The following is a 23,274-nucleotide window of genomic DNA, read 5'->3' as shown; positions in this document are numbered from 1 at the left end:
GATGGAACCGTGACGAAGACTACCCATCAATGTCACGTATTCACAGAGGTCGCACTGTACGAAGTCGACTAACCACTTTCCGTTCGTAACTATGACTCATGTCACCGCATCGAGCAGTTACGCAAAGTCGTTGTCCCGTAACGGATAAAGCTGATTTGACGAGCGCTGAGGAAACGGCTCCGGTCAGGTAAGCTTTCGGCCGGTCTCGCCCCGACAGGTGCCGCCCGAACGGCGCCGGCGAGCCACCGCTCAATCACGGAAAGGTGAACCGGGGACCCACGCAGTAATGGGGTGAATCCGCTGAGTCAGCGGTAGGGATCGCTTCCGTCCCGAACCCGTCAGCTAACCCGGTCGGCGGCTACCTGGAAGGAAACTGCATGACGGCAAGACCCGGCCGCCGATGGCTGATTCTCGCCTTGTCCACGCTCGTCACCGCCGGTCTGGTCGGCACGCCGGTGTCCTCCGCGAGCGCGGCGCCCAGCACCGGCCCGGACACGGCCGAGGAGGCCGACGACACGCGGCTCAACGACGTGCTCGAGAGCACCGGCCGGCGTTTCACCGAGGCGAAGAACGCGGTCGCCAAGTCGACCAAGAACCAGCTCAACCTCTCGCTCCAGGTCAAGACGGCCGAGGCGAAGCGGGACAAGCTGATCCCCGAGGTGAACGCGGTCGCGGCGCAGCAGTATCGCACCGGGCGCATCACCACCTTCGGCTTCATGCTGGACACCAACTCGCCCACCGGCTTCCTGGACAAGGCGGTCTCCCTCGAGGAGATCAACAACCGCAACGACCACAAGCTGCGCGAGCTGAACGCCGCCATCGACGAGGTCGCGACGGCCAAGGCCAAGCTCGACGCCGAGGTCAAGGCGCAGAAGCAGAACCTCGCCGCCATGGAGAAGCAGAAGGAGTCCGCCGAGGACGCCCTCGCCCTGGTCGGCGGCGACGTGGTCACCAAGGGCCTGGTCGACACCAAGAGCAAGATCGCCGACCCGGCCCCCCGCAACGCCGACGGCGACTACGGCCCGCTGCCCTGCACGGTCGACGACCCGACCACCAACGGCTGCATCACCGCGCGCACGCTCCACATGTACAAAGAGGTGAAGAAGGCCGGCTTCAACCGCTTCGTCGGCTGTCACCGCGACGGCGGCCCCTTCGAGCACCCCAAGGGTCGCGCCTGCGACTGGTCCCTCGAGAAGAGCGGCTTCCGGGTCTACCACAACCAGGACACCTTCCAGTACGGCAACGACCTCATGGCCTTCCTGGTCCGCAACGCCGATCGCCTGGGCATCCTCTACGTCATCTGGAACCGGATGATCTGGTTCCCGGCCACCGGCTGGAAGACGTACCACGGCCCGAGCACGCACGAGGACCACGTGCACGTGTCGATGCTGTAGCGCCTGCTTCCGCGCCCCACGAGCCCCCGCCCTCTCGCTCTCGAGGGCGGGGGCTTTCGCGTACCTGCCGCCGCAAGATCAAGAGCTGTCGCGCACTAGCGCCAAAAGGTTTGCTGTGGAAACGTATTGGCATGACCGCTGAATCGATGCCCGCCGACGATCCGCGCCGGGTGCTGTCGGACATGCGTGCTCTGGCTCACCGGGTCCGGCTGGACCGGCGGATGACGTGGGGCGCGCTGCTGATCCTGGCCGCCGTGACGCTCGCCGCCGTTCCGTTCGACTGGTTCTTCATGAAGGTGCAGTGCCTGCCCGACGGCAGCTGCACGTTCTCGCGCCGGGGCATGCTCTTCTACTGGCCGCTGGCGTCCCTGCTGGCCTATGCGGCCATCACCTACATCTACCTGCGCGCCGCGCGGGCCCGGGGCCTGAGCGCCCGCGTCCTGCCCTACGCGATCACCGGCGCCGCCACGACTGTGTTGTTCCCGACCGCGTGGGCGGCGATGTCCGTGTACCTCTCGAGCCATCCGGTGCCGGAGGGTCCGCTGCCGTACTGGTGGTTCGCGCTGGACCGGCTGATCATGCCGTGGGGCGTCATCGGGTTGTCGCTGCTCGTGCTGGCCGGGCTGGAGCGCAACGTCCTGCTGCTGGTGTTCACGGTCGGCTATCTGGCGCTCGTGGTGCTGGCCCTGCCGATGAACTTCGGCTTCGGTCCGCCGCACTGGGGCATCCGGCTGGGCCTGGCGGTGCCGCAGCTCATCGCGGGGGCGGTGCTGCTGCTGGGGGCGGCCGGCTTCCGCGTGGCCGCCCGGCGGCGCCGGTGACGACCGTGACCGGCACCCCGGAGGAGGACGCCGCGCACCCGGTCACCGGGCTCGACGAGGTGGTGCACCAGCGCGTACGCCTCGGCATCCTCACCATCACGCACGAGGCCCGCCGGGTCGAGTTCGGCTATCTGCGCACCCACCTGGAACTGACCGCCGGCAACCTCTCCAAGCATCTGAGCGTCCTGGAGGAGGCCGGCCTGATCGAGATCGAGAAGGGCTACGAGGGCCGGCGCGCCCGCACCTGGATCACTTTGACCGCCGCCGGTCGCGCCGCGCTGACCGAGGAGATCGGCCGGCTCAAGCAACTCATCGCCCGCGTGGAGAACACCCACCCTCCGGAGGACCGATGACCACCCGCCGCCCCCGCCCGGGCGGTGCGCGTCCAGCAGGCGTACCCGTCGGCCTTTTCGATCTGCACCTGCGGCAGCGCCTGCTCGACGGCCCGGCCGCGGACTTCCCCGAGGTTCAGATCTGGTGAGTGGCGGGGGCGGCGTCGTCCGCGGTCGGGGCGTTGTTCGCTCGCAGACCGGCGATCAGGGTGTCGACGAGGTACGCGAAGCTGCGGTCCACGTCGCGGGCGAGGCCGAAGCCGCCGGCGCTCTCCAGGGTGGCGAAGCCGTGCAGGGCCGAGCGCAGGACGCGGGCGGCGTCGGTCAGGCGGCTGCGGGGCAGGTCCAGGCCGGCGAGGATGTCGTACATGATGCGGAGGGCCTCGTTGGCCAAGGCTCGGTCCTCCTCGTCGTCCTCGGCGGTGGGCGCGCGCACGGTGGCGGCGTAGCGCCCGGGGTGGTCCAGGGCCCAGCGGCGCCAGGCGGTGGCGAAGGCGACCACGGCCTCCGGGCCGGACTTGCCGACCGCGGCCCGGGCCGCCGCGTCGGTGAGCTCGCGCCGGGCCTGGCCGGCGATCGCGTGCTGCAGGGCCTCGAGCGACGCGACGTGTTTGTAGAGCGACGGCGTCTTCACGCCGACCCGCTCGGCGAGCAGGCCCATCGTCAGGTTGGCGAAGCCGATCTCGTCGGCGAGCTCCGCGCCGGCCGCGACGACCGAGGCCGGAGCGAGGCCGGCCCTAGGCACGGGCGTTCGCCTGCAGGAAGGACAGCATGAGGGCCACCACCTCGTCGGGGTACTGCGCGTGCGGGTAGTGCCCCGCCCCCTCGATCATCGCAAGCCGGCCCAGCCCGGCCGGCAGCGCGGCCACGATCGCCTCACCCTCGGCCTTCGGGTCGGCCCAGTCGGGGTCGAGCGAGCCCTCGACGACCAGCACCGGGCAGCGCACGTTGCCCAGCTGGGCACCCGCGTCGGCCGGAGTCGACTTCGTCATGCCCTGCAGGGCCTTCATGCGGCCGGGGCGGCGCAGGTCGGCCTCGACGCCGGCCAGATAGGTGGTCCAGTCGGCGGGCTTTTTCCCCGGGTACGCCCCCTCGAGGTACTTCGTCCACGACGACAGGCGGCCCATCATGGTGCCGGCCAGCCGGATCGTGCCCTTGCGATAGCCGGCGTGGCCCAGGTCGCCCAGCTTGAACGTCTGTGTCTTGGTGAAGGGCGCCAGCTCGACCACGCCGGTGATCAGATCGGGCGCCTGGGCGGCCGCGATGGTGGCGGCGCCGCCGGAGATCGAGTGACCGACCAGGACGGCGGGGCCGCCGAGGTGCCGGATCAGCGCGACCAGGTCGCCGGCGATGTCCGTACGCGTGTAGGACGGCCATGCCGCGCTCGACTCGCCGGCACCCCGCAGGTCGGCGACGGCGACCCGGTAACCGGCCGCCACCAGCCGGGGCGTGACGAAGCGGTAGGCGTCGCGGGTGTTGCCCATGCCGGGGGCCAGGACGACGAGCGGTCCGGTGCCGGTCACGTCGTAGGCGATGGTGCCGTGCTCGACGGTCAGAAATTCGGTCATGGTAGGTCCCCAGGTCCGGCGAGCCGTGCCGTTTGGCTAGCTGCGTTAGCTAAAAGCTAGCGTGATTAGCCAACGTTCGCAAGGGGTGGATCTCCGGAGGCCGACGGCGTGGGGGACGGGTTGGCGGACGGGGACGGAGATGTGCGGCTCGGTGGAGGCGATGTCGGCGCCGAGGTGGGAGCCGACGGCATGGGCGACGGAGTGCTCGGCGTGGGGGAAGGGGATGGAGACGGGGAAGGCGACGGCGAACGAGCAGGTGAAGAGGGCCGGTAAAAAGAAGGGGCGCGCTGGATCGAGGCCACCTCGGCCGCCGCCATCGACGAGGCGGTCGGGCTCGTGGCGACCCAGCCGGCGATGAAGTGGTTCCAGGCGTCGGCCGGCGTCAGCGCGTACGTGTTCCACACCGCCGCATTGCTCAACTGCCCCGCGAAGTAGTCGCTCCCGCCGTTCAGCAGTGGGTACCAGCCGACCAGACTGTCGCCGCCGATCCGCCACCAGCCGGCGTAGTTCTGCGCGGTCGTCGTGCCGGTGTTGGTGACCACCTCGGCGCCGCCGTCGATGTAGAGCTTGACGCCGGCGCTCGACAGCGTGCCCACCGCGTGGTGCCAGATGCCGTCGTTGTAGGCCTTGGCCGACGTGGCGGTGAAGCGGCCCAGGTTGAGCAGCGACGACACGACGCCGAAGTTGATCTTCCCGTCCTTGGTCATGAAGAGGTGCCGGTCGTAGTTGCTCGAGCTGCCGGTCTGCTTGTCGCCGAAGCCGGCCAGCTTGCCGCCGTTGGTCGTGGTGGTCGCGAACCACGTTTCGACCGAGAGCACCTGCGGTCCGGGGTAGGCAACCGAGTTCCGCGTCGAGACGTAACCCGACGCGCCGTCGAAGTAGGTGCTGACCCCGCAGATCCCCGGTACGCCCTGCGAGTACCCGCCCTGGTAGGTGCCGGTGTTCGTCTTGGTGCTGGAGTCCGTGGCGACCGTGGTGCCGGTCTCGTTGAGCTTCCAGTAGCCGTCCGGCGGCGTCGCGGCGAGGGCGTCCGTGCACGTCGAGTAGGCCGGGATCACCACCTGACCCGGGCCGGCGTACCAGGCGCTGCGGTTGCCGAGGTTGTCCGCCGCCGAGTACTGGTACTCGTAGCAGGTCGAGGCGTTGATGTTCGGGTCGGTCCAGGTCGTGCCCACGCCCGTCGCCACGGTCGTCCACGCGGTCGACGTCGTGATCGAGCAGGCGCCGCCGGGGGACGCGACCGTGCCCGTACGCCGCTGCACGGTGCCGGAGTTCGCGGCGATCCCGGAGCCGGTGTCCGTACCCGGGCTGAGGGTCAGGGTCTGCGAAGCCTTCACCCGGAAGCCCGTGGCGTACGTGATCGAGCCGCCCGTCGGCGCCACGGAATCCTCGATCAGCGTCATGACGGCACTCGCGCTCAGGCCCGCGTTGTTGGTCGCCGTGACCGTCTTGTTGGCTGGGGCGGCCGGATTCGCGCTGGTCCACGCGTAGGAGCCGGTCCAGCCGGGGCCGAGCGACGCCGGATAGGAGTACGCGGCGATGCCCGACGCGGGATCGCTGGACGACGCGGCGACGGTGAACGAGCCGGAAGCCGACGCACCCCGGTAGTAGAGGGTCTGCCCGGACGCGTACGTGCCGGGCCCGGCCGTGTAGGTGAACGTCGGTGCGGTCGGGGCGGTGGTGTCGACCTTCACGTCGCCCGACTCGTAGGTGACCGTGTTGCCGAGGCGGTCCGGCACCACGTACTGGTAGCGGTGGCAGGCCTGGTCAGGGGCGGTGTCCGCGTACGGGGAACCGGGGTCGGTCGCGAGCACGACAGCCGTCCCGTAGCTACCGCACGTGCCGTTGCTGAGCGAGGCGGAGATCCGTTGCAGCCGCGCGCCGGAGGCCGCCAGCCCCACGCCGGCGTCGGTGCCCTTGGTGAAGCCGACGGAGAGCGAGGTCGTCGTCGAGTACCGGCCGACGGTGAGACCGGTCGCGTCCACGCCACCGCCGGTCGGAGCCGTGGAGTCATTGGTCAGCGTCAGCACGGTGGCGGCGGTGTTGCCCGCGACGTCAGCGCCGGTCACTGTCACAGTCGGCGCGGCGGTGGTCCCGGCGGTCCAGGAGATGGGGCTCGACACGTACGGAGGCGTACTCACCGTGGTGGGGGTGTGCGTGAAGCCCGTGGTCGTGCCGCTCAGGGCCGTCGCGCTGGAGGCCGGGCCGGAGAGGGCGTCGGTGACGGTGTTCGTGATCGTGAAGGAGCCGGCGGCCGTACCCCGGTAGTAGATCGTGCCGCCGGAGAGCAGGGCCCCCGCGGAGACGGCGACCGAATTCGCGGGCGGGGTGGGGTCGAACTGGATCGTGCGCGAGCCGATCGCCGACGCGTTGCCCGCGGTGTCCGTCGCGAAGTAGCGCACAGTGGTCGTGGCCGACACGGAGAAGGGTGCGGTGTAGGTCTGCGCGGTCCCGGACGATGTGGGATCACTGCCGTCGGTGGTGTAGCGGATCGACGCGACGCTGGTCGTGGCGTCAATTGCGGAGAGCGTCACCTGTACGGGCGGAGCGGTGTTCCACCCGTTCTGCGCGACCGGCGACTGCAGCGACGACACGACCGGGGGAGTGGTGTCGATGGTGATCGTGGTCGTGGCGACCGAGCCGTTGCCGCCCGTCGCCGTGACGGTGTGCGTGCCGTCGGCGGCCGACGGGATGCCGAGCGAGCTGATCGGCGCCCCGCCCGTGACATCGACGACGCCGGGGTAGCCGGTCAGCGTGGTGCCGGCGTCGAGCTTGTAGGTGACGGTCTCGTTCTGGCCGAAGCCGGCGAGCGTGCCGGTCGTGGTGACGGGGAACGGGCCGCGGAACACGGTCTGCGCGAGCGTCAGCGTGGCCGTGCTCGTGGCGACCGTCGCGGACCTGGCGCTCTCGGCGCCGGTCCAGTTCGCGCCGATGACCGCCTGGACGGACCAGCGCCACGAGCCGGCCGGGACACCGGTCTCCGTGCAGGTCAGGGTGGCGAGCGTGCCCGAGCAACCCGGCCCGGTGGTCTGCGCGACGCCGGTGGTCGCGTGGTAGCGGCGGACGACGTAGCCGCCGGCCGGGACGCCGTTCGAGAGGGTGACCGCGGGCCAGCTGACTTGCACCGCGCGATCCGCCCAGCGGCCCACCGTGGGCGTCGTCGCCGCCGGCACCTCGGCCGCTGTCCCGCCGCCGGAGCTGCCGGGAGTCGCCGGGGCCGTCCAGTACGCCCAGGCCACCCCGCCGCCGACCAGCAGCGCGCCGGCGACGAAGAGCAGGACGACCCAGCGCCGGCTCATACGCCGCTGCCCGTACCCAGGTAGACGCGGAAGGTCGCGCCCTGGCAGGCGTTCGCGGCGCTGCCGGCCAGCGACAACGCCCCGGTCAGGGCCAGGGTCAGCGAGCCGGAAGCGGGCACGGTCCAGCCACTGCCGCCGTTGGTCTGCGTCGTGTACGAAAGAGCACCCACCCCGCACGCCGAGTGCCCCGCGTCGACCGCGTAGCCGCCCGTGCCCTGGAGCGGGTCACGGGCGAGCTGCGGGACGCGGACGGCGTACGTGTTGGGGTTGGTGATCGTGACGGCGAGATCGGCCGTCCCGCCGGGGTAGAGCAGCCCGGCGGGCGTGCCCGGAGTCAGCGTGATCGGGCTCGGGGCGCTCGCCGCGGCCGTGCCCGTGCCGCCGCCGGCCGTCGACCAGTAGCCGAAGGCCGCGCCGGAGGCGAGAAGGGACAGCACGATGCCGGCCAGCACGGCTCGCTGCATGGTGTCCCTCCTCGGCCGGTCGGTATCAGGACGCAGCGAACGCCAGGTTGATCGTGGCTCCCTTGCAGCCGTCCTGGTTGACCGCGGTGTTGATCATCGCGATCTTGGCGCCCTGGGTGCTGCCGTAGCTCTTGCTGCCGCTCGCGATGTCCTCGTTGATGGCGTTGGGCTGGGTCAGCGTGAAGTCGGCCGCGGTGCAGTCGCTGCCGGTCGCGCCGGACGCCTTGGTCACGCTCGCGATGCTGACCGCCACGGAGCTGATGTACTGGGCGGTCGTGCCGGGGTTGTTGATCGTGAAGGTGATCGGCTGCGCGGTGCCACCCGGCGTCAGGCCGGTCGCGCCCACGCCGGTCACGGTCACCGCGGTGTTGGTGCCGGCGGTGCTGGTCGCGGTGCCCGCGCCCGAGGTGGTCCAATACGCGAAAGCGGTGCCCGCGACGAACACACCCGCTACCGTCGGCACCATGACGAGCGCCGCGCGACGACGGTTCTTGCGACGCTGCTGAACACTGCGCTTCGTAGCCATTCACCACTCCCCAGTCGGAAACTCGATCAACGGCCGTCCCGCCGTCGTTCACCTGCAGGTTCGGACAGGGGCAAGATCAACTTGAGCAAAACCAGAGACAATTTGAAAAGTCAGGCCATTCGGTACGGGGATCAACCACCGATACTGATGTGATGGCGGACTGGATCTCGCGGCTCCCGGTGCACGTGACCGCGTACGGCCCGCTGCATCTGCTGGCCCGGCGCGTGCACCACCTCGTCGACACCGGGCAGGCGCACGAGGCGCTGGCGGCCGTGGACGCGTACCTGATGATCGCCCGCTCCCGGCACGACGAGAAGACGGTCCGGTTCCTGCTGCAGGGCCGGATGTACGCCCTGTTGGCCCTCGGCCGCGTGAGCGACGCCTTCCCGCTGGCCACGGCCCTGCTCGAGGCGACCGGCTCGGCGGCCGACCGGGCCAAGGCGCTGTGCGACCTCGCCCACATCCACATGCTGAGCGGCCACTACGTCGACTGCCTGCGCAACCTGGCCCGCGCGAGCGTCCTGCTCACCTCGCAGCCGCACGGCGGCGACCGGCACCGTTCCGCCCTGTGCTCCTACGCCGAGGCGGCCACCGCGGCCGAGCTCTACGAGACGGCGGCCGCCGCGTACGAGCACCTGCGCCACCGCACCTCGTCCTTCGACCTGGTCCACGCGGTCACGCTGCTCTACTGGGGGCTGCGTCTGGCCCACGTGGGCCGCGCCGACGAGGCCCGCACCCGGCTGCGGCGCAGCGCCGAGCTGACCCGGGCCTGGCTGGAGACCAACCCCGACCCGACCGTGACCGCCGCCCACGCCCTGGCCCTGGCCAAGCTGGGCGAGACCACCATCGCCGAGAAGCTGGCCCGCCCGGTCGTCATGGAGCTGCGCGCGGGCGGCACCCACCAGTACGCCCGCATGGCCCACCTGGCCCTGGGCATCAGCCTGCGCGCCCACGGCTACCCCCACGAGGCCCGCCGCGAGCTCATCGCCGCCCGCGACCTCACCGAGGCCGGCGCCCGCCCCGACGAGCGCCCGATCATCCGCTTCGAGCTCGCCCTGACCGCCCTCGATCTGGACGCGGGCCCGGCCAGCCGCGACCTCTTCGAAACCATCGAGGGCCAGGTCCGCGACCTGTGGCGCCTCCGCCTGCAACGGTTGGCCATGCTCCGCCAGGCCCGCCAGCGCGAAGAGCTCGAAGCCGCCCGCGCCCGAGCCGAACAGGAGATCCTCCGCGACCCCCTCACCGGCCTCGGCAACCGCCGCCGCTTCGACCTCCTCCTCGACGCCGTCGACCCGGCCGGCAGCGGCCCCCTGACCCTGCTGCTGATCGACCTCGACCACTTCAAGGCGGTCAACGACGCCCACTCCCACAGCGCGGGCGACCGGGCCCTCCGCGCGGTGGCCGCCATCCTGCGCACCCACTGCCGCCAGGGCGACGAGGCAGTCCGTTACGCCGGCGACGAATTCGTGATCTTCCTTCGTGCCGAAGCCCCCGCGGGCGCCGAAGTCGGCGAACGCATCCGCGCCGCGGTCGCCCGGGCCGACATCCTGGCCGACGTGCACATGACGGTCAGCGTGGGCATCGCCACCTGGCGCCCGGGCCTGACCGGCGAAGACCTCTTCCAGGCGGCCGACAACCGCCTCTACGCGGCCAAGTGGAGCGGCCGCAACACCCTCGCCGCCTGATCAGACCAGCATCTGCCGCAGCGCGCGTCGCACGGCGGGCCGTTCCTCCGTGTCGAGGAGCCCTTGCCTGTGCCGCCGCACCAATCGCCGGACGGACAGGGCCTTGATCTGCTCGCACATGGCGTATCCGGGCCGGCCGGCCAGCGTCACCGGCGGCTGGAACGCCAGGCCGCGTCCGGTCGTCGTGCACGGGACCAGCAGGGCCATCTCGTTGGGCAGTGCGCAGGCCACCATCGAGCCGACGACGATCACCGGTCGTTCACCCGCCTGCTCACGGCCGACCTGCGGACTGAGCTGGGCCCACCACACCTCCCACGGGTGGACCCGGACGGTCTCGTCGGTCACCGGTCGGACACCTCGGGGCCCGCCTCGGCCCACTCGTGTGCCTCGCGCCGCCACTCCGCGATCTCCTGGGCCGACAACTGCTCGACGGCGCGCATGGACTCGTAGAGAAAGATGACGTCGCCGAGCGCCTCGTCGAGGGTGGCGACCCCCAGGGTGGAGGCGATGCGCGCCAAGGCGTCGCGATGGGCCGTGCTGATCTTCATCGTCGTGCTCTTCGGTGCCGCCGCAGACTTCACCGGCTCATTCATGGGCTCAATATACGCGCGGTATACCGCCTCTGTGCCTGTCGATCGCATGTGCCGATGGTAGACCTGTGCTAGTCGCAGGACAACTGGCGTTGTATAAGTGTACGAGTGACTACTCGCCGACCACCGATCGTCCGGACGGGCCCCTCCCGGGACGACGCGCACGAGATCAAGTTCTTCCGGCGCCACCCCGAGGACGATCCGTTCGAGATGGCGCCCGGGCGGGAGTTCCTGCGGGTGTGCGACCCCTCCGTACGCATGAAGTTGCGGGCCACCCTCGCCGCCGTGGCCAACGCGCCGCCGCATCGGTTTGCCGGGGGTGGGTTGTGGGAGGCGATGCACGGGGAGATGACCGGGTGGTACGAGGCTCGGCGCAGCGGGCGGCACCGGATGCAGTACAGGCTCTTCTGTCTCATCGACACCGCGGCGATCGGGGCGGAGCGGCCGTGGCTCGTGGTGGTGGCCGGGCTGCGGAAGCCGCCGGGGACCGGGTTCGCGCCTGCCGACTATCGGTGGGTCAGAGCTCTCGGCGCCGAGTATCTGAGCCGGAATCCTCGATCGGTGGTGTGAGGAGGGCGCGATCCTCCTCGGCCAGCGGGGTCAGGGTGAGCTGCAGGCCCAGCACGGCGGCGATCTCGGCCACGGTGCTCAGCGTCGGGTTGACATTGCCGGCGGTCAGGAGGCGGCGCAGGGCGTCGGGGTTGGTGTCGACGGCGCGGGCGAGGGCCGCCTTGGACAGGCCGGCGGCGCGGCGGGCCTCCTCGAGCTGGGCGACGATCCGGCTCACCGTGGCCTGGCGCACGGACTCCACGGCGTAGGTCCGGCGCAGGAAGGGGTCGGCCAGATCCTCGCCGAGGTCGTCCCAGAAGGCACCCACCCCAGCAACGTAGCACAAATGTCACACCCGACCTGGTGACCTCGGTCACGTTACGGAGCGTATTGAGCGCTGACCGCTAGTCGGACAAGTCCGACATGGTCCGTTCGGAGGAGGCGGGCGAAACTGAAGAACTTTTACGGTTGCAACCCCCCAGCAACCGAAAGTAGCCGGAGTAAGAATGCGTTTGATCCTCCCCGCCGTGGTCGTGGCCGCGACGAGCTTCCTCGCGGCCCCGGCGCATGCCGCCGCAGTCCCGACGTACGAGCTGACCTCGACCATCAGCCCCGCGCCGCTCACTGCCGCCGACTGTGCGAGCGACGCCACCTGCTTCGCCGCTCCGGCGCCGAAGGGCGGGACCGCCGACGATTACTCCGTGCTCACGGCGCTGATCACGAAGGCCGCCACGAAGACGCCAGCCACGGTCGCGCTGCAGGAGGGTACGTACCGGCTCTCCAAGGGTCTGCGCCTGCCCCCGAACGTCAGCCTGCGTGGCGCCGGGATCGACAAGACGGTCCTGCTCGCCGACCCGACGTCGAACTGGAAGAACTGGAGCTACAGCTTCATCGTCCGGCCCACCGACGACAAGGTCGCCGGCAGCAGCAACCTGGTCTCCGACCTGACGGTCAACGGCAACTGCCGCACCGGCGCAGGCGCGTTCGACGACGCGACCATGCCGGGCCGGCCGGGCGAGCTGTGCGACTTCCGGACCACGCTCGGGGCCAGCACGAACACCGCCGGCGGCATCTCGGTCGGGGACCGGTGGACCGTACGCCAGGTGCGCTTCACCAACCTCGAGTACTTCAAGCTGTGGATCAACTACGCGACCGGCGCGCGGATCGTCGACAACCGCTGGGACAACCGGGGCGGCGCCGAGTCGGGCGACGAGGACAACATCGGTGGTGGCGGCCGCAACGACGGCACCGTGATCGAGGACAACCAGTTCGACGCGACGATCAACGGCAACAGCTTCGACTTCACCAACGCCATCCGTACGGTCGTCCGCAACAACGTCGTCCACACGACTCCCGCGGTCGCCCAGGCCCGGGGCGTCGACGAGTACGGCAACATGTACTTCGAGGGCGTCGTCGGCGGCACCGTCAGCGGGAACACGCTCGAGGGCTCTCACATCGTCCTCAAGAGCAACTCCGGCTACGCGCACACCGGCAACAACAAGGACGTCACGAACCCGCGCGACATGGTCGTCACGGGCAACACGATCCGCGACTCGCACACGGTCGGCGTCGCGGTGGCGTACGACGACTACACCGACGCGGACGGCACCACGGGCACGCTCGGCGGCTGGGACGACTTCAGCAGCGCGGACAGCGACCACGTCGTGCGGGCCGGCGGCAACAATGTCGTCCGGGACAACGTGATCGAGCGCTCCGGCGAGACCGGCATCATTGTCTACGGCATGTCCGGCACCAAGAACGCCGCGGACACGATCACCGGCAACCGCATCGTCGACGCCGGCTTCGGTGGCTCGACGGCGTACAGCACCGGCGCGGGCTACTTCGACACGTCCGGCATCGGCATCTCGGTCGGGGCCAAGGACGTGATCTCCGGCAACACGATCATCGACGACCAGGCCAGCCCCACCACCTGGTACGGCGTTCAGCTGGGCGTCCGCAAGGGCAGCGCCAAGCCCACGTACACCACGGTGACCGGCAACACGACGAGCGGTGTCATCGGCTCGGCCGTGCGTACCGCCGCCAACGCCCCGGAGACGCCGGGCAACCTGACCGCCGCCGGGGACACGATCACCTGGGACGAGACGTACGCCTCGGGGAACGCCGTGGCCGGCTACAAGATCTACAACAACGGCCTGCCTGTCGCGACCCTGCCGGTCGGCAGCACCGAGATCCCGGCCAACCTGCTCGACACCGACGCGTCCGGCCTCGAGAACGCCGCCGCCGGGCTGGCCGGCTGGACCGCGGGCGGCTCGGGCACCAAGATCTCGCGCAGCACCTCGGGCGGGGCCAACAGCGGCGCCTCGCTGCAGTTGACCTCCGCGACGGCCGGTCAGATCAGCACGTACAGCAAGAAGGTCTCTCCGGTCGTGGGTCAGACCTACACCTCGGTCGCCAGCTTCCAGGCCGGGACGACCGCGCGCCGGGTCCGCGCCGGTCTCGCCTTCACCGACGCGAGCGGCAAGGTCACCCGCCTGGCCAGCTCCAACGCCTCGACGGTCGACGCCGCCGCGGGCTGGATGACCAGCAACTACTCGGCCGTCGCCCCGGCCGGTGCGGTCTCGGTTCAGGCGTTCGTCATGGTCGAGAACACCGTCGTCGGCGAGTCCCACCTGCTCGACCGGCTCGGCCTGGTGACCGGCACGGCCACCGAGCAGTTCACCGCCCCGGCCGGTCTGAGCGGCACCTACCAGGTCGTCGCCTACCGCACCGACACCGCCGAGAATTCCGCCGCCGCCACCGTGACAGCCCCCTGATCCCCGGTGACTGCTTAAGTCTGCTCGCTCAACCTCAAGCGCACGTCAGGCCCGGCTCCGGTTTCGCTCACCGCGGATAGACGACACCCGACTTCCCGCTGTACGGGTGACGCGTCCCGTCAGGTTCGTAACCGGTGCCGGGAGCGTCGAGCCACACGACGTACGGCGTCCCGGACTGCAGCCCGCTGATCGTCGTGGTGACCGTGCACCCGGTCGCCGCGGCGATCTTCTTCCACGTGTACGGCGGCTGGCTCCCCGACACCAGCGGCTGCTTGACCGCCGTGATGCGGTAGTCGGAGCCGAACTGCCGGGGCCAGGTGACCTTGAGACTGCCCTGGCCCGGCGTGACCTCCATCGGGATCAGCACCGGGTTGACCGTCCAGCTCCTGGCGCACGCGGGGTCCACGGGCAGGAACGAGACCGGGGGCAGCACCGGCGATCGTGAGCCCCCCTTGAAGGTGACCTTCGGGCTGGGCGTTGGACTGCCCTGGTCGTACACGATCCAGGGGGTGCCGGGGGTGGGTGTCGCGCTCGCCGCGGAGCCGCCCTGGCCGGAGCCCGAGCCGAGCCCGAGCGCGCTGCAGCCGCCGACCGTCACCGGGACGGCGAGCAGGAGCAGCGCGAGGAACCGCATGCCCTTCGCTTCGGCGGCCGGCGGCCGACGCTTAGCGCACCTTGAAGAGCTGGTGACCGGCCATCTCCAGGCCGTCCGCGGCCCGGTTGACGGGGGTACGCAACCCCGACTCGTCACGCAGCAGCACGCCCGCGCCTTCCGGGTGGTACGTGCCCCGCGCGGCCCGGCGGCGCCCGGCGACCCGGCCCTCGAACGAGCCGTCCTCGGCCAGGCACAGGCGCACCGAGCCGTCCGCGTTCTGCCAGAAGCCGACGAACCCGGCCGGCGGAGTGGCAGGGTGGGTCAGCGTCACCTCGAGCGTGTCGGTGCCGCTGAGGGCGAGGGTCAGCAGGGAGGCTGAGCCGAAGATCGTGGTGCTGGACATGACGCTCCGAGCGGTCGGGGGATCAGGGGACCCCTCCTTTCGGCGGGCGGCCCGGCGGCATGAGCTTGATCAACGGTTCGAACCGGGTGCGAAAACCCGCCGCGGCCACCCTCTTGCTCCCGGGGGCGGGCTCCGGAATGCTCAGCCGGCTCGCGGGAGTACCGATCGTGCGGGCAACGCCACCCCCAGGAGAGGACTGCCATGGACCGCGAGCCCCGCGCTGCCGGGTGGGACCGGCGGCTGCTCGTGATCTCCGGATCGCTGGCCGCCGCGGCCGTCGCCTGGCTGGTTCTCGCCTTCCTCACCGGTCCCGTCGGTCCCGAGCTGACCGGGTGGCTGATCGCTCCCGTGTCCGCGGCCGTGGCCGCCGTCCTCTGCTGGCGGGCCGGCTCCGCGTCCGAGGCGGTCGCCCTCCGGCGGTTCTGGCGGCGCTTCGGCGTCTCGCTCGGCATCCTCGCCGCCGCGGCGGCCCTGCGGACGGCGACCTCGCTGCACGCCGGCCTCCACATGGTCACCGAGGTGAGCACGTCCGGCGGCCTGCTCCAGACGGCCGGCACCGTGCTGATGGTCTGGAGCCTGCTGGCGCTGCCGTGGGGGCTGACCTCCCGGGCCCAGCGCATCGCGACCGGCCTCGACATCGGCATCGTCGTCGCCGCCGTCGGGATCTTCTACTGGCACTTCTCCGCGCGGAGCATGTTCGACGGCAGTCAGCACGTCGCCCCCGTGGCCGGCATCGCCCTGGTCGCGGCGGGTCTGCTCGGTGCGCTCGCGATCGCGAAGACGGCGATCACGGCCGCGGCCACGCTCGACGACCGGTCGATGCGCGCGCTGCGTCTCGCCTTCCTGACCGGCATCGCCGGCGCGGTGCTCACGCCGCTGTTCGACCGGCACGAGTACCTGGACGCCAACCTGCTCATCCTGCCGGTCGGCTCGTTCTTCGTCGCCCTGGCCGCGCGGTCGCAGGGGCCGGCTGCTCCCGCCCGTCGCTACAGCACGCTGCCCTACCTGGCCGCCGGCGCCACAAGCGCGCTGCTCATCGTCCTGATCGTGCGGGACAGCCGGGACCTGCTGCCGGTCGCCGTGGCCGCCGTCGCGCTCACCGCCCTGGTGATCGTGCGCCAGCTGACCTCGATGCGGGAGAACAACCAGCTGCTCGCCCGGCTCGACACCAACATGCTCGAGCTGCGGCTCAAGGAGCAGCGGTTCCGCCTGCTCGTGCAGAATTCGAGCGATGTCGTGACCATCACCGAGCTGGGCAGCGGCGTCATCTCCTACATCAGTCCCGCGGTCGAGAACGTCCTCGGCTACGCACCCGGCACGGTGGTCGGCACCGATCTGCGCGAGCGCGTGCACCCCGAGGACCGGGAGCCGCTCACCAAGGCCGTGGCGGCGCTCGCCGCGGCGCCCACCGGCACGATCGCGACATATCGGACGCGCTTCGCGCACGCCGACGGCTCGTGGCGAACCCTCGAGGTCACCAGCGCCAACCTCGCGGGCGAGCCGAGCGTCGGCGGCATCATCAGCAACGGCCGGGACGTCACCGAGACGGTCGAGGCGCACGAGCGGCTCAGCTACGAGGCGACCCACGACGTGCTGACCGGGCTGGCCAACCGCGCGCTCTTCGGCGAGCGGGTCGAGGCGTGCGTCCGGCGGGCCCGGGCCGGCCAGGCGGTCAGCATCGTGCTCGTGGACCTGGACGACTTCAAGACCGTCAACGACACGCTCGGGCACGCGACCGGCGACGGCCTGCTGGTCGCGGTGGCGGAGCGGATGCTGTCGACCGTACGGCCGTCGGACACCGTGGCCCGCCTCGGCGGCGACGAGTTCGCGATCCTCTTCGAGGGGCTGGACGGCGGGAGCGTCGACCGGGTGCTGGAGCGGATCGCGGACGCGCTGGCCGTACCGGTGGACATCGACGGGCACCTGCTGAGCGTGCGCGCGAGCTTCGGCGTGGTCGAGGGCCGCGGCGGCGACGACCCGGGCAACCTGCTGCGCCAGGCCGACATCGCCATGTACGAGGCCAAGGAGCGGGGCGACGGCGGCTACCAGCGCTACCGGCCGGGCTCGGAGGCCCGGGGCGCCGAACGGCACCGCATCACGGCCGCCCTCACCACCGCCCTGGAGCGCGAGGAGTTCGTCCTGCACTACCAGCCGGTGGTGACCCTGCCCGGCGGCGAGCTGACCGGCGTGGAGGCGCTGGTGCGCTGGGTGCACCCGAAACGTGGCCTGCTCGGGCCGGGCGAGTTCATCCCCGGCGCCGAGCTGACCGGCATGATCGTGCCGCTGGGACGCTGGGTGCTGCGCGAGGCGTGCCGGCAGGCGGCGGCGTGGGAGCGCGAGCTGGGCGACCGCGCCCCGGGCACCATGAGCGTCAACGTGTCGGCGCGGCAGCTGCAGAACGCCGGCTTCGCCGAGGAGGTCGCGGCCGTGCTGGCCGAGACCGGGCTGGCGGCGTCGCGGCTCACGATCGAGATCACCGAGTCGATCGCGCTGGGCGGCGGGGCGACCCACGAGACGCTGAGCGAGCTGCGGGCGCTGGGCGTGCGGCTGTCGCTGGACGACTTCGGCACCGGCGCCTCGACGCTCAGCCTGCTCAAGAACTGCCCGGTCGACCAGATCAAGCTGGACCGCTCGTTCGCTCCCGGGGCCGGCCCGGACGCGATCGCGGGAGCCGTCCTGCAGCTGGCCCGGACGATGGGCGTGGAGGCGGTGGCCGAGGGCGTCGAGACGCCGGAGCAGGCCGCGCGGCTGGGCGACCTGGGCTATCTGCGGGCGCAGGGCTTCCACTTCGCCCGGCCGATGGCGCCCGAGCTGATCAGCGGCTTCACCCTGGCGGAGGACCGGCTTTCAGTGCCGCGGTGACGGAGGCCGCCATCTTCTCGAGGTAGTCGTCGTCGATCGGGGTGCGGGAGACCGCGAGCCGCCAGTAGAGCGGGCCGATCATGAGATCGACCGCGATCTCGGGGTCGGTGCCCGCGGGCAGCTCGCCCCGCTCGATCGCCTGACCGACGATTTTTTCACCGAGAGTGACCTGATGCGTGCGCAAGGCCCGCTGCAGCGTCTCCGAGATCTTCGGGTTGCGGGCGGCCTCGGCCATGAGGTCAGGGATGATCTGCGAGGCGATCCGGTGCTGGAGCGCCTTGCTGACGATGAACATCAAGAGTTGCAGATCCGACGCAAAGCTACCGGTGTCGGGCATGGGCACGCTACGCTCTGCCACGCCGGAGACGATCTCGAGCACCATCTCGAGCTTGTTCTTCCACCGGCGGTAGACAGCGGTCTTGCCTACCCCGGCCCGGCGCGCCACCGCCTCGATGGAGAGCCGGCCGTAACCGACCTCGGCCAGCTCGTGCATCACGGCGTTGCGGATGGCCGCGGTGATGTCCCCGCGGAGAACGGCCGCACCGGCCGGTGCACGTTTTGCTGTCGCCACGGGGACACTATACGCCAGAACGCAACGGTTGCGTTTCGACGTTCGTTCGGTTAGTTTTCGACCGGTCGTCGATACGACAGCGTTTCATCGCGGCACACTTGCTGGTGTGTTACCGCGCGAACCCAGGTCCCCATCCCCCGACGGACCGACCAGATCGGAGCGCCACCCCATGTCTCAGACGGCGGTCGCCGATTCCGACACCGGTGTGCCTCTCGGCGAGCTCGCTCGCCGCCACGGGCTCACCTTCGCCGGACGGTTGCCCAGCCTGCCCGAGTACACGCGGCAGCTGTGGGCGTACAGGCACTTCATCGCCTCGTACGCGAACGCGAAGGTCACCTCCTCGCTGGGCAAGACCCGGCTGGGCATGCTCTGGCAGGTGCTGACGCCGCTGTTCAACGCGGCGGTCTACTACGTGATCTTCGGTGTCATCCTGGAGACCTCCCGGGGCATCGACAACTTCACGGCGTACCTGTGCACCGGTGTCTTCGTCTTCGGGTTCACCCAGTCGGTGGTCCAGGCGGGCACCCAGGCGATCAGCGGCAACATGGGCCTGATCCGGGCGTTGCACTTCCCCCGGGCCAGCCTGCCGCTCGCCATCACCATGGTCGAGGTGCGCAACATGGTCGCCTCGATGGCCGTCCTCATGGTCATCGTGCTGGCCTTCGGCGAGCCGATCACCCTCGAGTGGCTGCTCATCGTGCCGATCTTCCTGCTGCAGTCGATCTTCAACGCCGGCCTCGCGATGGCCGTGGCCCGCTTCGGCTCCAAGGTGGCCGACTTCAAGCAGCTGGTCCCCTTCATCATGCGCATCTGGCTCTACGGCTCCGCGGTGATCTACCCGGTCACCAAGTTCGAGGAGGCCGTGCACATCGGCTGGCTGCGCGAGCTCATCGAGGCGAACCCGCTGCTCGTCTACATCGACCTGATGCGTCACGCGCTGATGCAGGACGTGCCGCTGGCCTCCTCGCCGCTGACGCTCTGGATCCTGGCCGCCGGCTGGGCCGCCGTCGCCGGCCTCGGCGGTTACGCTTACTTCTGGCGCGGAGAGAAGGGCTACGGCCGTGGCTGATCGCGAACCCACCGTCATCGTGGACGACGCCCACATCGTCTACCGCGTCCAGCAGTCGGGCGGCGGCGCCAAGAGCCCGGTCGCCAGCTTCAAGCGCATCGTCACCGGGGCCAAGCCCTCCGGCCTGCGCGAGGTGCACGCGGTCAAGGGCGTGAGCTTCGTCGCGTACAAGGGTGAGGCCATCGGCCTGATCGGCACCAACGGCTCGGGCAAGAGCACCCTGCTCCGCGCGATCGCCGGCCTGCTCCCGGTCGAGAAGGGCGCCATCTATTCGGCCGGCCAGCCGTCGCTGCTGGGCGTCAACGCGGCCCTCATGAACGACCTACCCGGCGAGCGCAACGTCGTCCTCGGCTGCCTCGCCCAGGGCATGTCGCCGGCCGAGGTCAAGGCCCGCACCCAGGAGATCATCGACTTCTCCGGCATCAACGACCGCGGCGACTTCAGCTCCCTGCCGATGCGCACCTACTCGTCCGGCATGGCGGCCCGCCTCAAGTTCTCCATCGCCGCCGCCAAGAAGCACGACGTCCTGCTCATCGACGAGGCCCTCGCCACCGGCGACGCCAAGTTCCGCAAGCGCAGCGAGCAGCGCGTCCGCGACCTCCGCGCCGAGGCCGGCACGGTCTTCCTGGTCAGCCACAGCGAACAGTCCATCCGCGACACCTGCGAGCGCGCCATCTGGCTCGAGTCCGGCAAGATCCGCGCCGACGGCCCCACCGACGCGGTGATGAAGGAATACGAGGCGTACGTCAAGAAGTGACCTGGCCAGGGTGAGGCCCCACCTCACCCTGGTCCGCTCCGCCTCACTCCCGATCGTCGCCGCGGCCGCTGCCTTTCCAGCAGGCGGCTCCTCCAGTGGCGCGGGTGACCAGCCGCCGCTCGCGCGTCATTGACGTGGGCGGCGACGGTGCCGATCGTGGGGGCGGAGCGAGGCGACGCCCAGGTGACCCGGCGAGATTGTCGATCAGCTCGATCCGTCGCGCAGCAGAAGCACGGCTCACGCAGGCGCCGCGATCGTCACCGGCACGTCCGGCCGGCATTGAGGCACTCGGCGATCTGCCGCATTAACCCGTCGGGCATGAGATTGACGAAGAAGGCGTGATCCGTCCGCGGACTGTGCCGCTGCGCGTCGAAGGCGTCGATCCGATAGGGCGTCCCGCGCGGCACGTCATAGGCGACGGTCAATTCCAACCGCGGCACCGGGAAGGTCGACACCGGACACCCGCCGCCCGCCTCCGGGAAGACGAGATGCTGCCGGTGGCCCTTGCTGTCGACGCGCCGGCCGTCCCAGCAGCTCGGGAAGTCGAAAATGCGCAGGACCCGCTCGCCCCGGCCGCACACCGGATAGAGCAGAGTGCGCCGATCGGTTTCGCCCGAGCAGCTCCAGACGGGTGCCGCCAGGGCGCCGCCATTCGTGTACGCATAGGCGTCCCCGACCGCGCCCCGCAACAGTTGCGGCATCGGAACAACCGGCGTGCGCGCATTTCCATAGAACCGCAGAGTCACCTCGGCCGGCACCTGGACCGCGCCGCCGTGCTCGCCGGTGCCGCCCATGCGGAGGGCCGGCCAGTAGTAGGTGGACTGGTCACCGTTCGTGCAGGTGGTCGCGGCGCCGGGGAGGCTTTCGACGGTCGAGCCCACGTCGACGGACAGATTGCCGACGTAATCGTGCACATGGTGCACAGGCCCGGGCCGGCGCGGCGTGACGACGATGTTGGCGGTGTTGCGGTGGCCGATCTCGTTGCGGCCGCAGTCCCAGGTGTAGGAGCCGGGCGCCGCCACCGGCACCGTCGCGGCCGGCACCTTGGCGATGTCGACATAATCGGGCCCGAGCTGCGGCGACGTCACGCGCGCGGCACCGATCGCCACCCCGGCGAGCACCAGCTCGATCGCCAGGGTCAACGTGACAGCCCGGCGCCGGCTCCACGCGTCCGCCATACCTTCACCATACGCAGGCGCCGACACACCCAGCGTGTAGCAAAAGAGACAGCGTCACATTTCGATACGTCATCGGCTCGCCGGGTCGCCCCCAGGGCACCGGGCGCCCACCGGCGGCAGTGTGCCCTCGAGGAAGTAGGCGTCGACCGTCGCTGTCACGCACGGATTGTCGCCGTACGGGACGTGCTGACCGTCCCGGACGACCGTGACCAGACGATCGTCGACCTGGGCGGCCATGGCCACGCCGCCGGCGTACGGGGTGCTGGGATCGAACTCGCCCTGCACCACCAGGCCCTGCGGGTAACCCGAGCGGCGGGGGGAGACCAGCGGCTCGATCGGCTTGCGGCTGTTGAAGGCGCAAGCCTGCGGGACGGCAGACTTGGCGCCCCAGGCGTACGGAAACTTCTCGGCGAACATCCGCAGGTCCGAGGCGACCACCGCGTTCTGCTCGATCGCCTGCTGCCGCCAAGCCTCGCGCCACGGCCACTGCGGGTTGATCGCCGAGTCGAGGACGGAGCGGTTGAGGCGGGCGGGGAAGAGCGTGCCGTAGACAGCGGCCACATAGGTTCCGTACGACTGGCCGAGCAGGTTGAGCTGTTTCTCGCCGAGGACGGCCCGGACGATGTCGAGGTCGCGGGCGTTGTTGGCACCGAACAGGCGGCCATCACCAGCGCCACGAGAGATATCGACACTCCTGATTTCATGTCCACCAAGGACGGACGTCGGCCCCCGGATGCTGAGCGATCAATCGCGTCTGTGACTACCATCACCCGTCAGCGATGACGGCGGGGCGACTCGGGCGGGAGAGCTCTGATCCGGTCCGGGTGGGTTCGGTCCATGCCGGACGCCGGTCGCACCGCCTTGAAGGCGCGACCGGCGTGGCTCCGCGAGGGCCCGGCCTGGCCTGTGCTGAAGCCTGACCGGGGTCGCGGGGTTCGGGGAGATCAGTAGCCGGGGGCCGGCGGGTTCTCGATCGGGCCGGCGTCGCTCTCGGCGCCGGTGCCGCCGCCCGTGCCCGAGTCGCCGGAGTCCGCGTCGGAGCCCGAGTCGGAGGAGTCCGGGTCCGACGAGCCGGGGTCCGAGTCGGTGGAGCCCGCGTCGGCGTCGGGGAGTTGGGTCTTGCCGCCGTCCGGGGCCACGGCGAACCAGGTGCCCTTGACGCCCTGGCCCTTGATGTCGCCCGGCTCGGTGTCCTGGGCGAAGTAATAGACCGGCCAGCCGTTGATGGTGACCTGGCAGTGACCGTCGGCGCGCTCGACATAGCCGAGGATCTTGGGGTCGAGGCCCTTGGGGAAGATCTTGCCGGGGGACTTGATGAGGAGCGGCGGCCAGGTCTTGGCGCAGTCGCCGTTGCAGGTGGCCTTGGGCGGCTTGTTGTCGTCCTCGTCGAAGCGGTAGAGGGTGCGGCCGGCGCCGTCGGTGACGTAGGTGCCGATCTCGTCGTTCTCGGTGGCGTTCAGTTCGACGGTCTTGCTGCCGGAGGTGATCGAGGCCGGCGGGGTGATGTCCTTGTCGGACGGGCCGCTGAAGATCTTGACCCACTTCTGGGTCTTGGCGACGGTCGGCGGCTCGATGACGGCCTCTTCCTCTTCCGAGGCGCCCTGGCCGGCCGGGGCGGAGGCCGACGGGATGACCTGGAGTTCCGGCGGGACGTCGTCACTGGGCGTCACGGAGGCCGAGGGCTCGGGCACGCCGGAGTCGGCGGCGAGGTCGGCCACTCCGGCCGGGGCCGGGCGGGCGCAAGCGGTCATACCCAGCAGCGCAGTGAGCGCCAGGGCGGCTGCGGCGGTACGGGTGCGCTTCATGGTCTTTCCCCCTGAGGGACTGTCGGCGTCGA

General features: G+C 70.6%; 24 protein-coding genes and 1 riboswitch. Of the genes, 10 read left to right on the top strand and 14 right to left on the bottom strand.

What is annotated here, in order from left to right; translation table 11 throughout:
- Nucleotides 1–236: 236 nt before the first annotated feature.
- Nucleotides 237–373: riboswitch (cyclic di-AMP (ydaO/yuaA leader) on the top strand.
- A gap of 4 nt (nt 374–377) precedes the next feature.
- The 4 genes from RAN62_RS27305 to RAN62_RS27290 all read left to right on the top strand — a co-directional run bounded on the left by RAN62_RS27305 (nt 378) and on the right by RAN62_RS27290 (nt 2,696).
- The gene (locus RAN62_RS27305; RefSeq protein ID WP_305787642.1) at nt 378–1,394 is read left to right on the top strand and encodes a coiled-coil domain-containing protein; all 1,017 of its coding nucleotides are present in this window, start codon (nt 378–380) and stop codon (nt 1,392–1,394) included.
- 131 nt (nt 1,395–1,525) lie between these two features.
- Complete coding sequence (locus RAN62_RS27300; protein ID WP_305787641.1) at nt 1,526–2,215, top strand: hypothetical protein; 690 nt, start codon at nt 1,526–1,528, stop codon at nt 2,213–2,215.
- Nucleotides 2,212–2,568, top strand: coding sequence for a transcriptional regulator (locus RAN62_RS27295; protein ID WP_305787640.1), 357 nt, complete (start codon nt 2,212–2,214; stop codon nt 2,566–2,568). The genes RAN62_RS27300 and RAN62_RS27295 overlap by 4 nt, the downstream gene beginning before the upstream one ends.
- On the top strand, nt 2,565–2,696 hold the full coding sequence (locus RAN62_RS27290) for a hypothetical protein (RefSeq protein ID WP_305787639.1): 132 nt from the start codon (nt 2,565–2,567) through the stop codon (nt 2,694–2,696). The genes RAN62_RS27295 and RAN62_RS27290 overlap by 4 nt, the downstream gene beginning before the upstream one ends.
- Here RAN62_RS27290 and RAN62_RS27285 read toward each other — a convergent pair.
- The 5 genes from RAN62_RS27285 to RAN62_RS27265 form a co-directional block, all read right to left on the bottom strand.
- Nucleotides 2,684–3,292 carry a TetR/AcrR family transcriptional regulator gene (locus RAN62_RS27285; protein ID WP_305787638.1) on the bottom strand — a complete coding sequence of 203 codons (609 nt, stop codon included), beginning with the start codon at nt 3,290–3,292 and terminating at the stop codon, nt 2,684–2,686. The two genes, RAN62_RS27290 and RAN62_RS27285, sit on opposite strands and share 13 nt — an antisense overlap.
- Entirely contained in the window at nt 3,285–4,115 is an 831-nt protein-coding gene (locus RAN62_RS27280; protein WP_305787637.1) for an alpha/beta fold hydrolase, read from the bottom strand. Before RAN62_RS27280 ends, RAN62_RS27285 begins: the two co-directional genes overlap by 8 nt.
- A 65-nt stretch (nt 4,116–4,180) precedes the next feature.
- Nucleotides 4,181–7,414, bottom strand: coding sequence for a LamG-like jellyroll fold domain-containing protein (locus RAN62_RS27275; protein ID WP_305787636.1), 3,234 nt, complete (start codon nt 7,412–7,414; stop codon nt 4,181–4,183).
- Nucleotides 7,411–7,878 (bottom strand): hypothetical protein, encoded by a 468-nt coding sequence (locus tag RAN62_RS27270; protein WP_305787635.1) that lies wholly within the window; start codon nt 7,876–7,878, stop codon nt 7,411–7,413. Before RAN62_RS27270 ends, RAN62_RS27275 begins: the two co-directional genes overlap by 4 nt.
- 25 nt (nt 7,879–7,903) lie before the next feature.
- Nucleotides 7,904–8,404: a hypothetical protein gene (locus tag RAN62_RS27265; protein WP_305787634.1), complete on the bottom strand. Its 501-nt coding sequence runs from the start codon at nt 8,402–8,404 to the stop codon at nt 7,904–7,906.
- Nucleotides 8,405–8,556: 152 nt separating this feature from the next.
- Here RAN62_RS27265 and RAN62_RS27260 point away from each other — a divergent pair, with 152 nt between their 5' ends.
- On the top strand, nt 8,557–10,089 hold the full coding sequence (locus RAN62_RS27260) for a GGDEF domain-containing protein (protein WP_305787633.1): 1,533 nt from the start codon (nt 8,557–8,559) through the stop codon (nt 10,087–10,089).
- Here the strand turns inward: RAN62_RS27260 and RAN62_RS27255 are convergent, their stop codons facing one another.
- Nucleotides 10,090–10,434: a type II toxin-antitoxin system PemK/MazF family toxin gene (locus RAN62_RS27255; protein WP_305787632.1), complete on the bottom strand. Its 345-nt coding sequence runs from the start codon at nt 10,432–10,434 to the stop codon at nt 10,090–10,092. It abuts the gene before it with no gap.
- Nucleotides 10,431–10,682 carry a hypothetical protein gene (locus tag RAN62_RS27250; RefSeq protein WP_305787631.1) on the bottom strand — a complete coding sequence of 84 codons (252 nt, stop codon included), beginning with the start codon at nt 10,680–10,682 and terminating at the stop codon, nt 10,431–10,433. Before RAN62_RS27250 ends, RAN62_RS27255 begins: the two co-directional genes overlap by 4 nt.
- Before the next feature lie 105 nt (nt 10,683–10,787).
- Between RAN62_RS27250 and RAN62_RS27245 the strand changes: the two genes are divergently transcribed.
- Nucleotides 10,788–11,249 (top strand): hypothetical protein, encoded by a 462-nt coding sequence (locus RAN62_RS27245; RefSeq protein ID WP_305787630.1) that lies wholly within the window; start codon nt 10,788–10,790, stop codon nt 11,247–11,249.
- Here RAN62_RS27245 and RAN62_RS27240 read toward each other — a convergent pair.
- Nucleotides 11,197–11,556, bottom strand: a complete 360-nt coding sequence (locus RAN62_RS27240) for a helix-turn-helix domain-containing protein (protein ID WP_305787629.1) — start codon at nt 11,554–11,556, stop codon at nt 11,197–11,199. The genes RAN62_RS27245 and RAN62_RS27240 overlap by 53 nt on opposite strands.
- A 178-nt stretch (nt 11,557–11,734) precedes the next feature.
- On the opposite strand from RAN62_RS27240, the gene RAN62_RS27235 reads away from it, so the two are divergent.
- Nucleotides 11,735–14,002, top strand: a complete 2,268-nt coding sequence (locus RAN62_RS27235; RefSeq protein WP_305787628.1) for a glycosyl hydrolase family 28-related protein — start codon at nt 11,735–11,737, stop codon at nt 14,000–14,002.
- 67 nt (nt 14,003–14,069) lie between these two features.
- On the opposite strand, the gene RAN62_RS27230 is transcribed toward RAN62_RS27235, so the two are convergent.
- The gene (locus RAN62_RS27230) at nt 14,070–14,636 is read right to left on the bottom strand and encodes a hypothetical protein (protein WP_305787627.1); all 567 of its coding nucleotides are present in this window, start codon (nt 14,634–14,636) and stop codon (nt 14,070–14,072) included.
- Nucleotides 14,637–14,667: 31 nt separating this feature from the next.
- On the bottom strand, nt 14,668–15,000 hold the full coding sequence (locus RAN62_RS27225; protein ID WP_305787626.1) for a hypothetical protein: 333 nt from the start codon (nt 14,998–15,000) through the stop codon (nt 14,668–14,670).
- 201 nt (nt 15,001–15,201) lie between these two features.
- Between RAN62_RS27225 and RAN62_RS27220 the strand changes: the two genes are divergently transcribed.
- Nucleotides 15,202–17,862: a putative bifunctional diguanylate cyclase/phosphodiesterase gene (locus RAN62_RS27220; protein WP_305787625.1), complete on the top strand. Its 2,661-nt coding sequence runs from the start codon at nt 15,202–15,204 to the stop codon at nt 17,860–17,862.
- Here the strand turns inward: RAN62_RS27220 and RAN62_RS27215 are convergent.
- A complete protein-coding gene (locus RAN62_RS27215) occupies nt 17,825–18,433 on the bottom strand; it encodes a TetR/AcrR family transcriptional regulator (RefSeq protein ID WP_305787624.1) in 609 nt (202 codons plus the stop codon). The genes RAN62_RS27220 and RAN62_RS27215 overlap by 38 nt on opposite strands.
- Before the next feature lie 169 nt (nt 18,434–18,602).
- Between RAN62_RS27215 and RAN62_RS27210 the strand changes: the two genes are divergently transcribed.
- The gene (locus RAN62_RS27210; RefSeq protein ID WP_305787623.1) at nt 18,603–19,502 is read left to right on the top strand and encodes an ABC transporter permease; all 900 of its coding nucleotides are present in this window, start codon (nt 18,603–18,605) and stop codon (nt 19,500–19,502) included.
- A complete protein-coding gene (locus RAN62_RS27205) occupies nt 19,495–20,259 on the top strand; it encodes an ABC transporter ATP-binding protein (RefSeq protein ID WP_305787622.1) in 765 nt (254 codons plus the stop codon). Before RAN62_RS27210 ends, RAN62_RS27205 begins: the two co-directional genes overlap by 8 nt.
- 257 nt (nt 20,260–20,516) lie before the next feature.
- Here RAN62_RS27205 and RAN62_RS27200 read toward each other — a convergent pair whose 3' ends face one another.
- The 3 genes from RAN62_RS27200 to RAN62_RS27190 all read right to left on the bottom strand — a co-directional run bounded on the left by RAN62_RS27200 (nt 20,517) and on the right by RAN62_RS27190 (nt 23,242).
- The gene (locus tag RAN62_RS27200; RefSeq protein ID WP_305787621.1) at nt 20,517–21,437 is read right to left on the bottom strand and encodes a DUF1996 domain-containing protein; all 921 of its coding nucleotides are present in this window, start codon (nt 21,435–21,437) and stop codon (nt 20,517–20,519) included.
- A 69-nt stretch (nt 21,438–21,506) separates the two neighbouring features.
- On the bottom strand, nt 21,507–22,121 hold the full coding sequence (locus RAN62_RS27195) for an alpha/beta hydrolase (protein ID WP_369077210.1): 615 nt from the start codon (nt 22,119–22,121) through the stop codon (nt 21,507–21,509).
- 260 nt (nt 22,122–22,381) lie between these two features.
- A complete protein-coding gene (locus RAN62_RS27190) occupies nt 22,382–23,242 on the bottom strand; it encodes a hypothetical protein (protein ID WP_305787620.1) in 861 nt (286 codons plus the stop codon).
- Nucleotides 23,243–23,274: the final 32 nt, after the last annotated feature.

The organism is Symbioplanes lichenis, from assembly GCF_030709675.1.
GTDB classification, from domain to species: Bacteria; Actinomycetota; Actinomycetes; order Mycobacteriales; family Micromonosporaceae; genus Actinoplanes; species Actinoplanes lichenis.
This window is presented reverse-complemented; position numbering and strand designations above follow the sequence as displayed.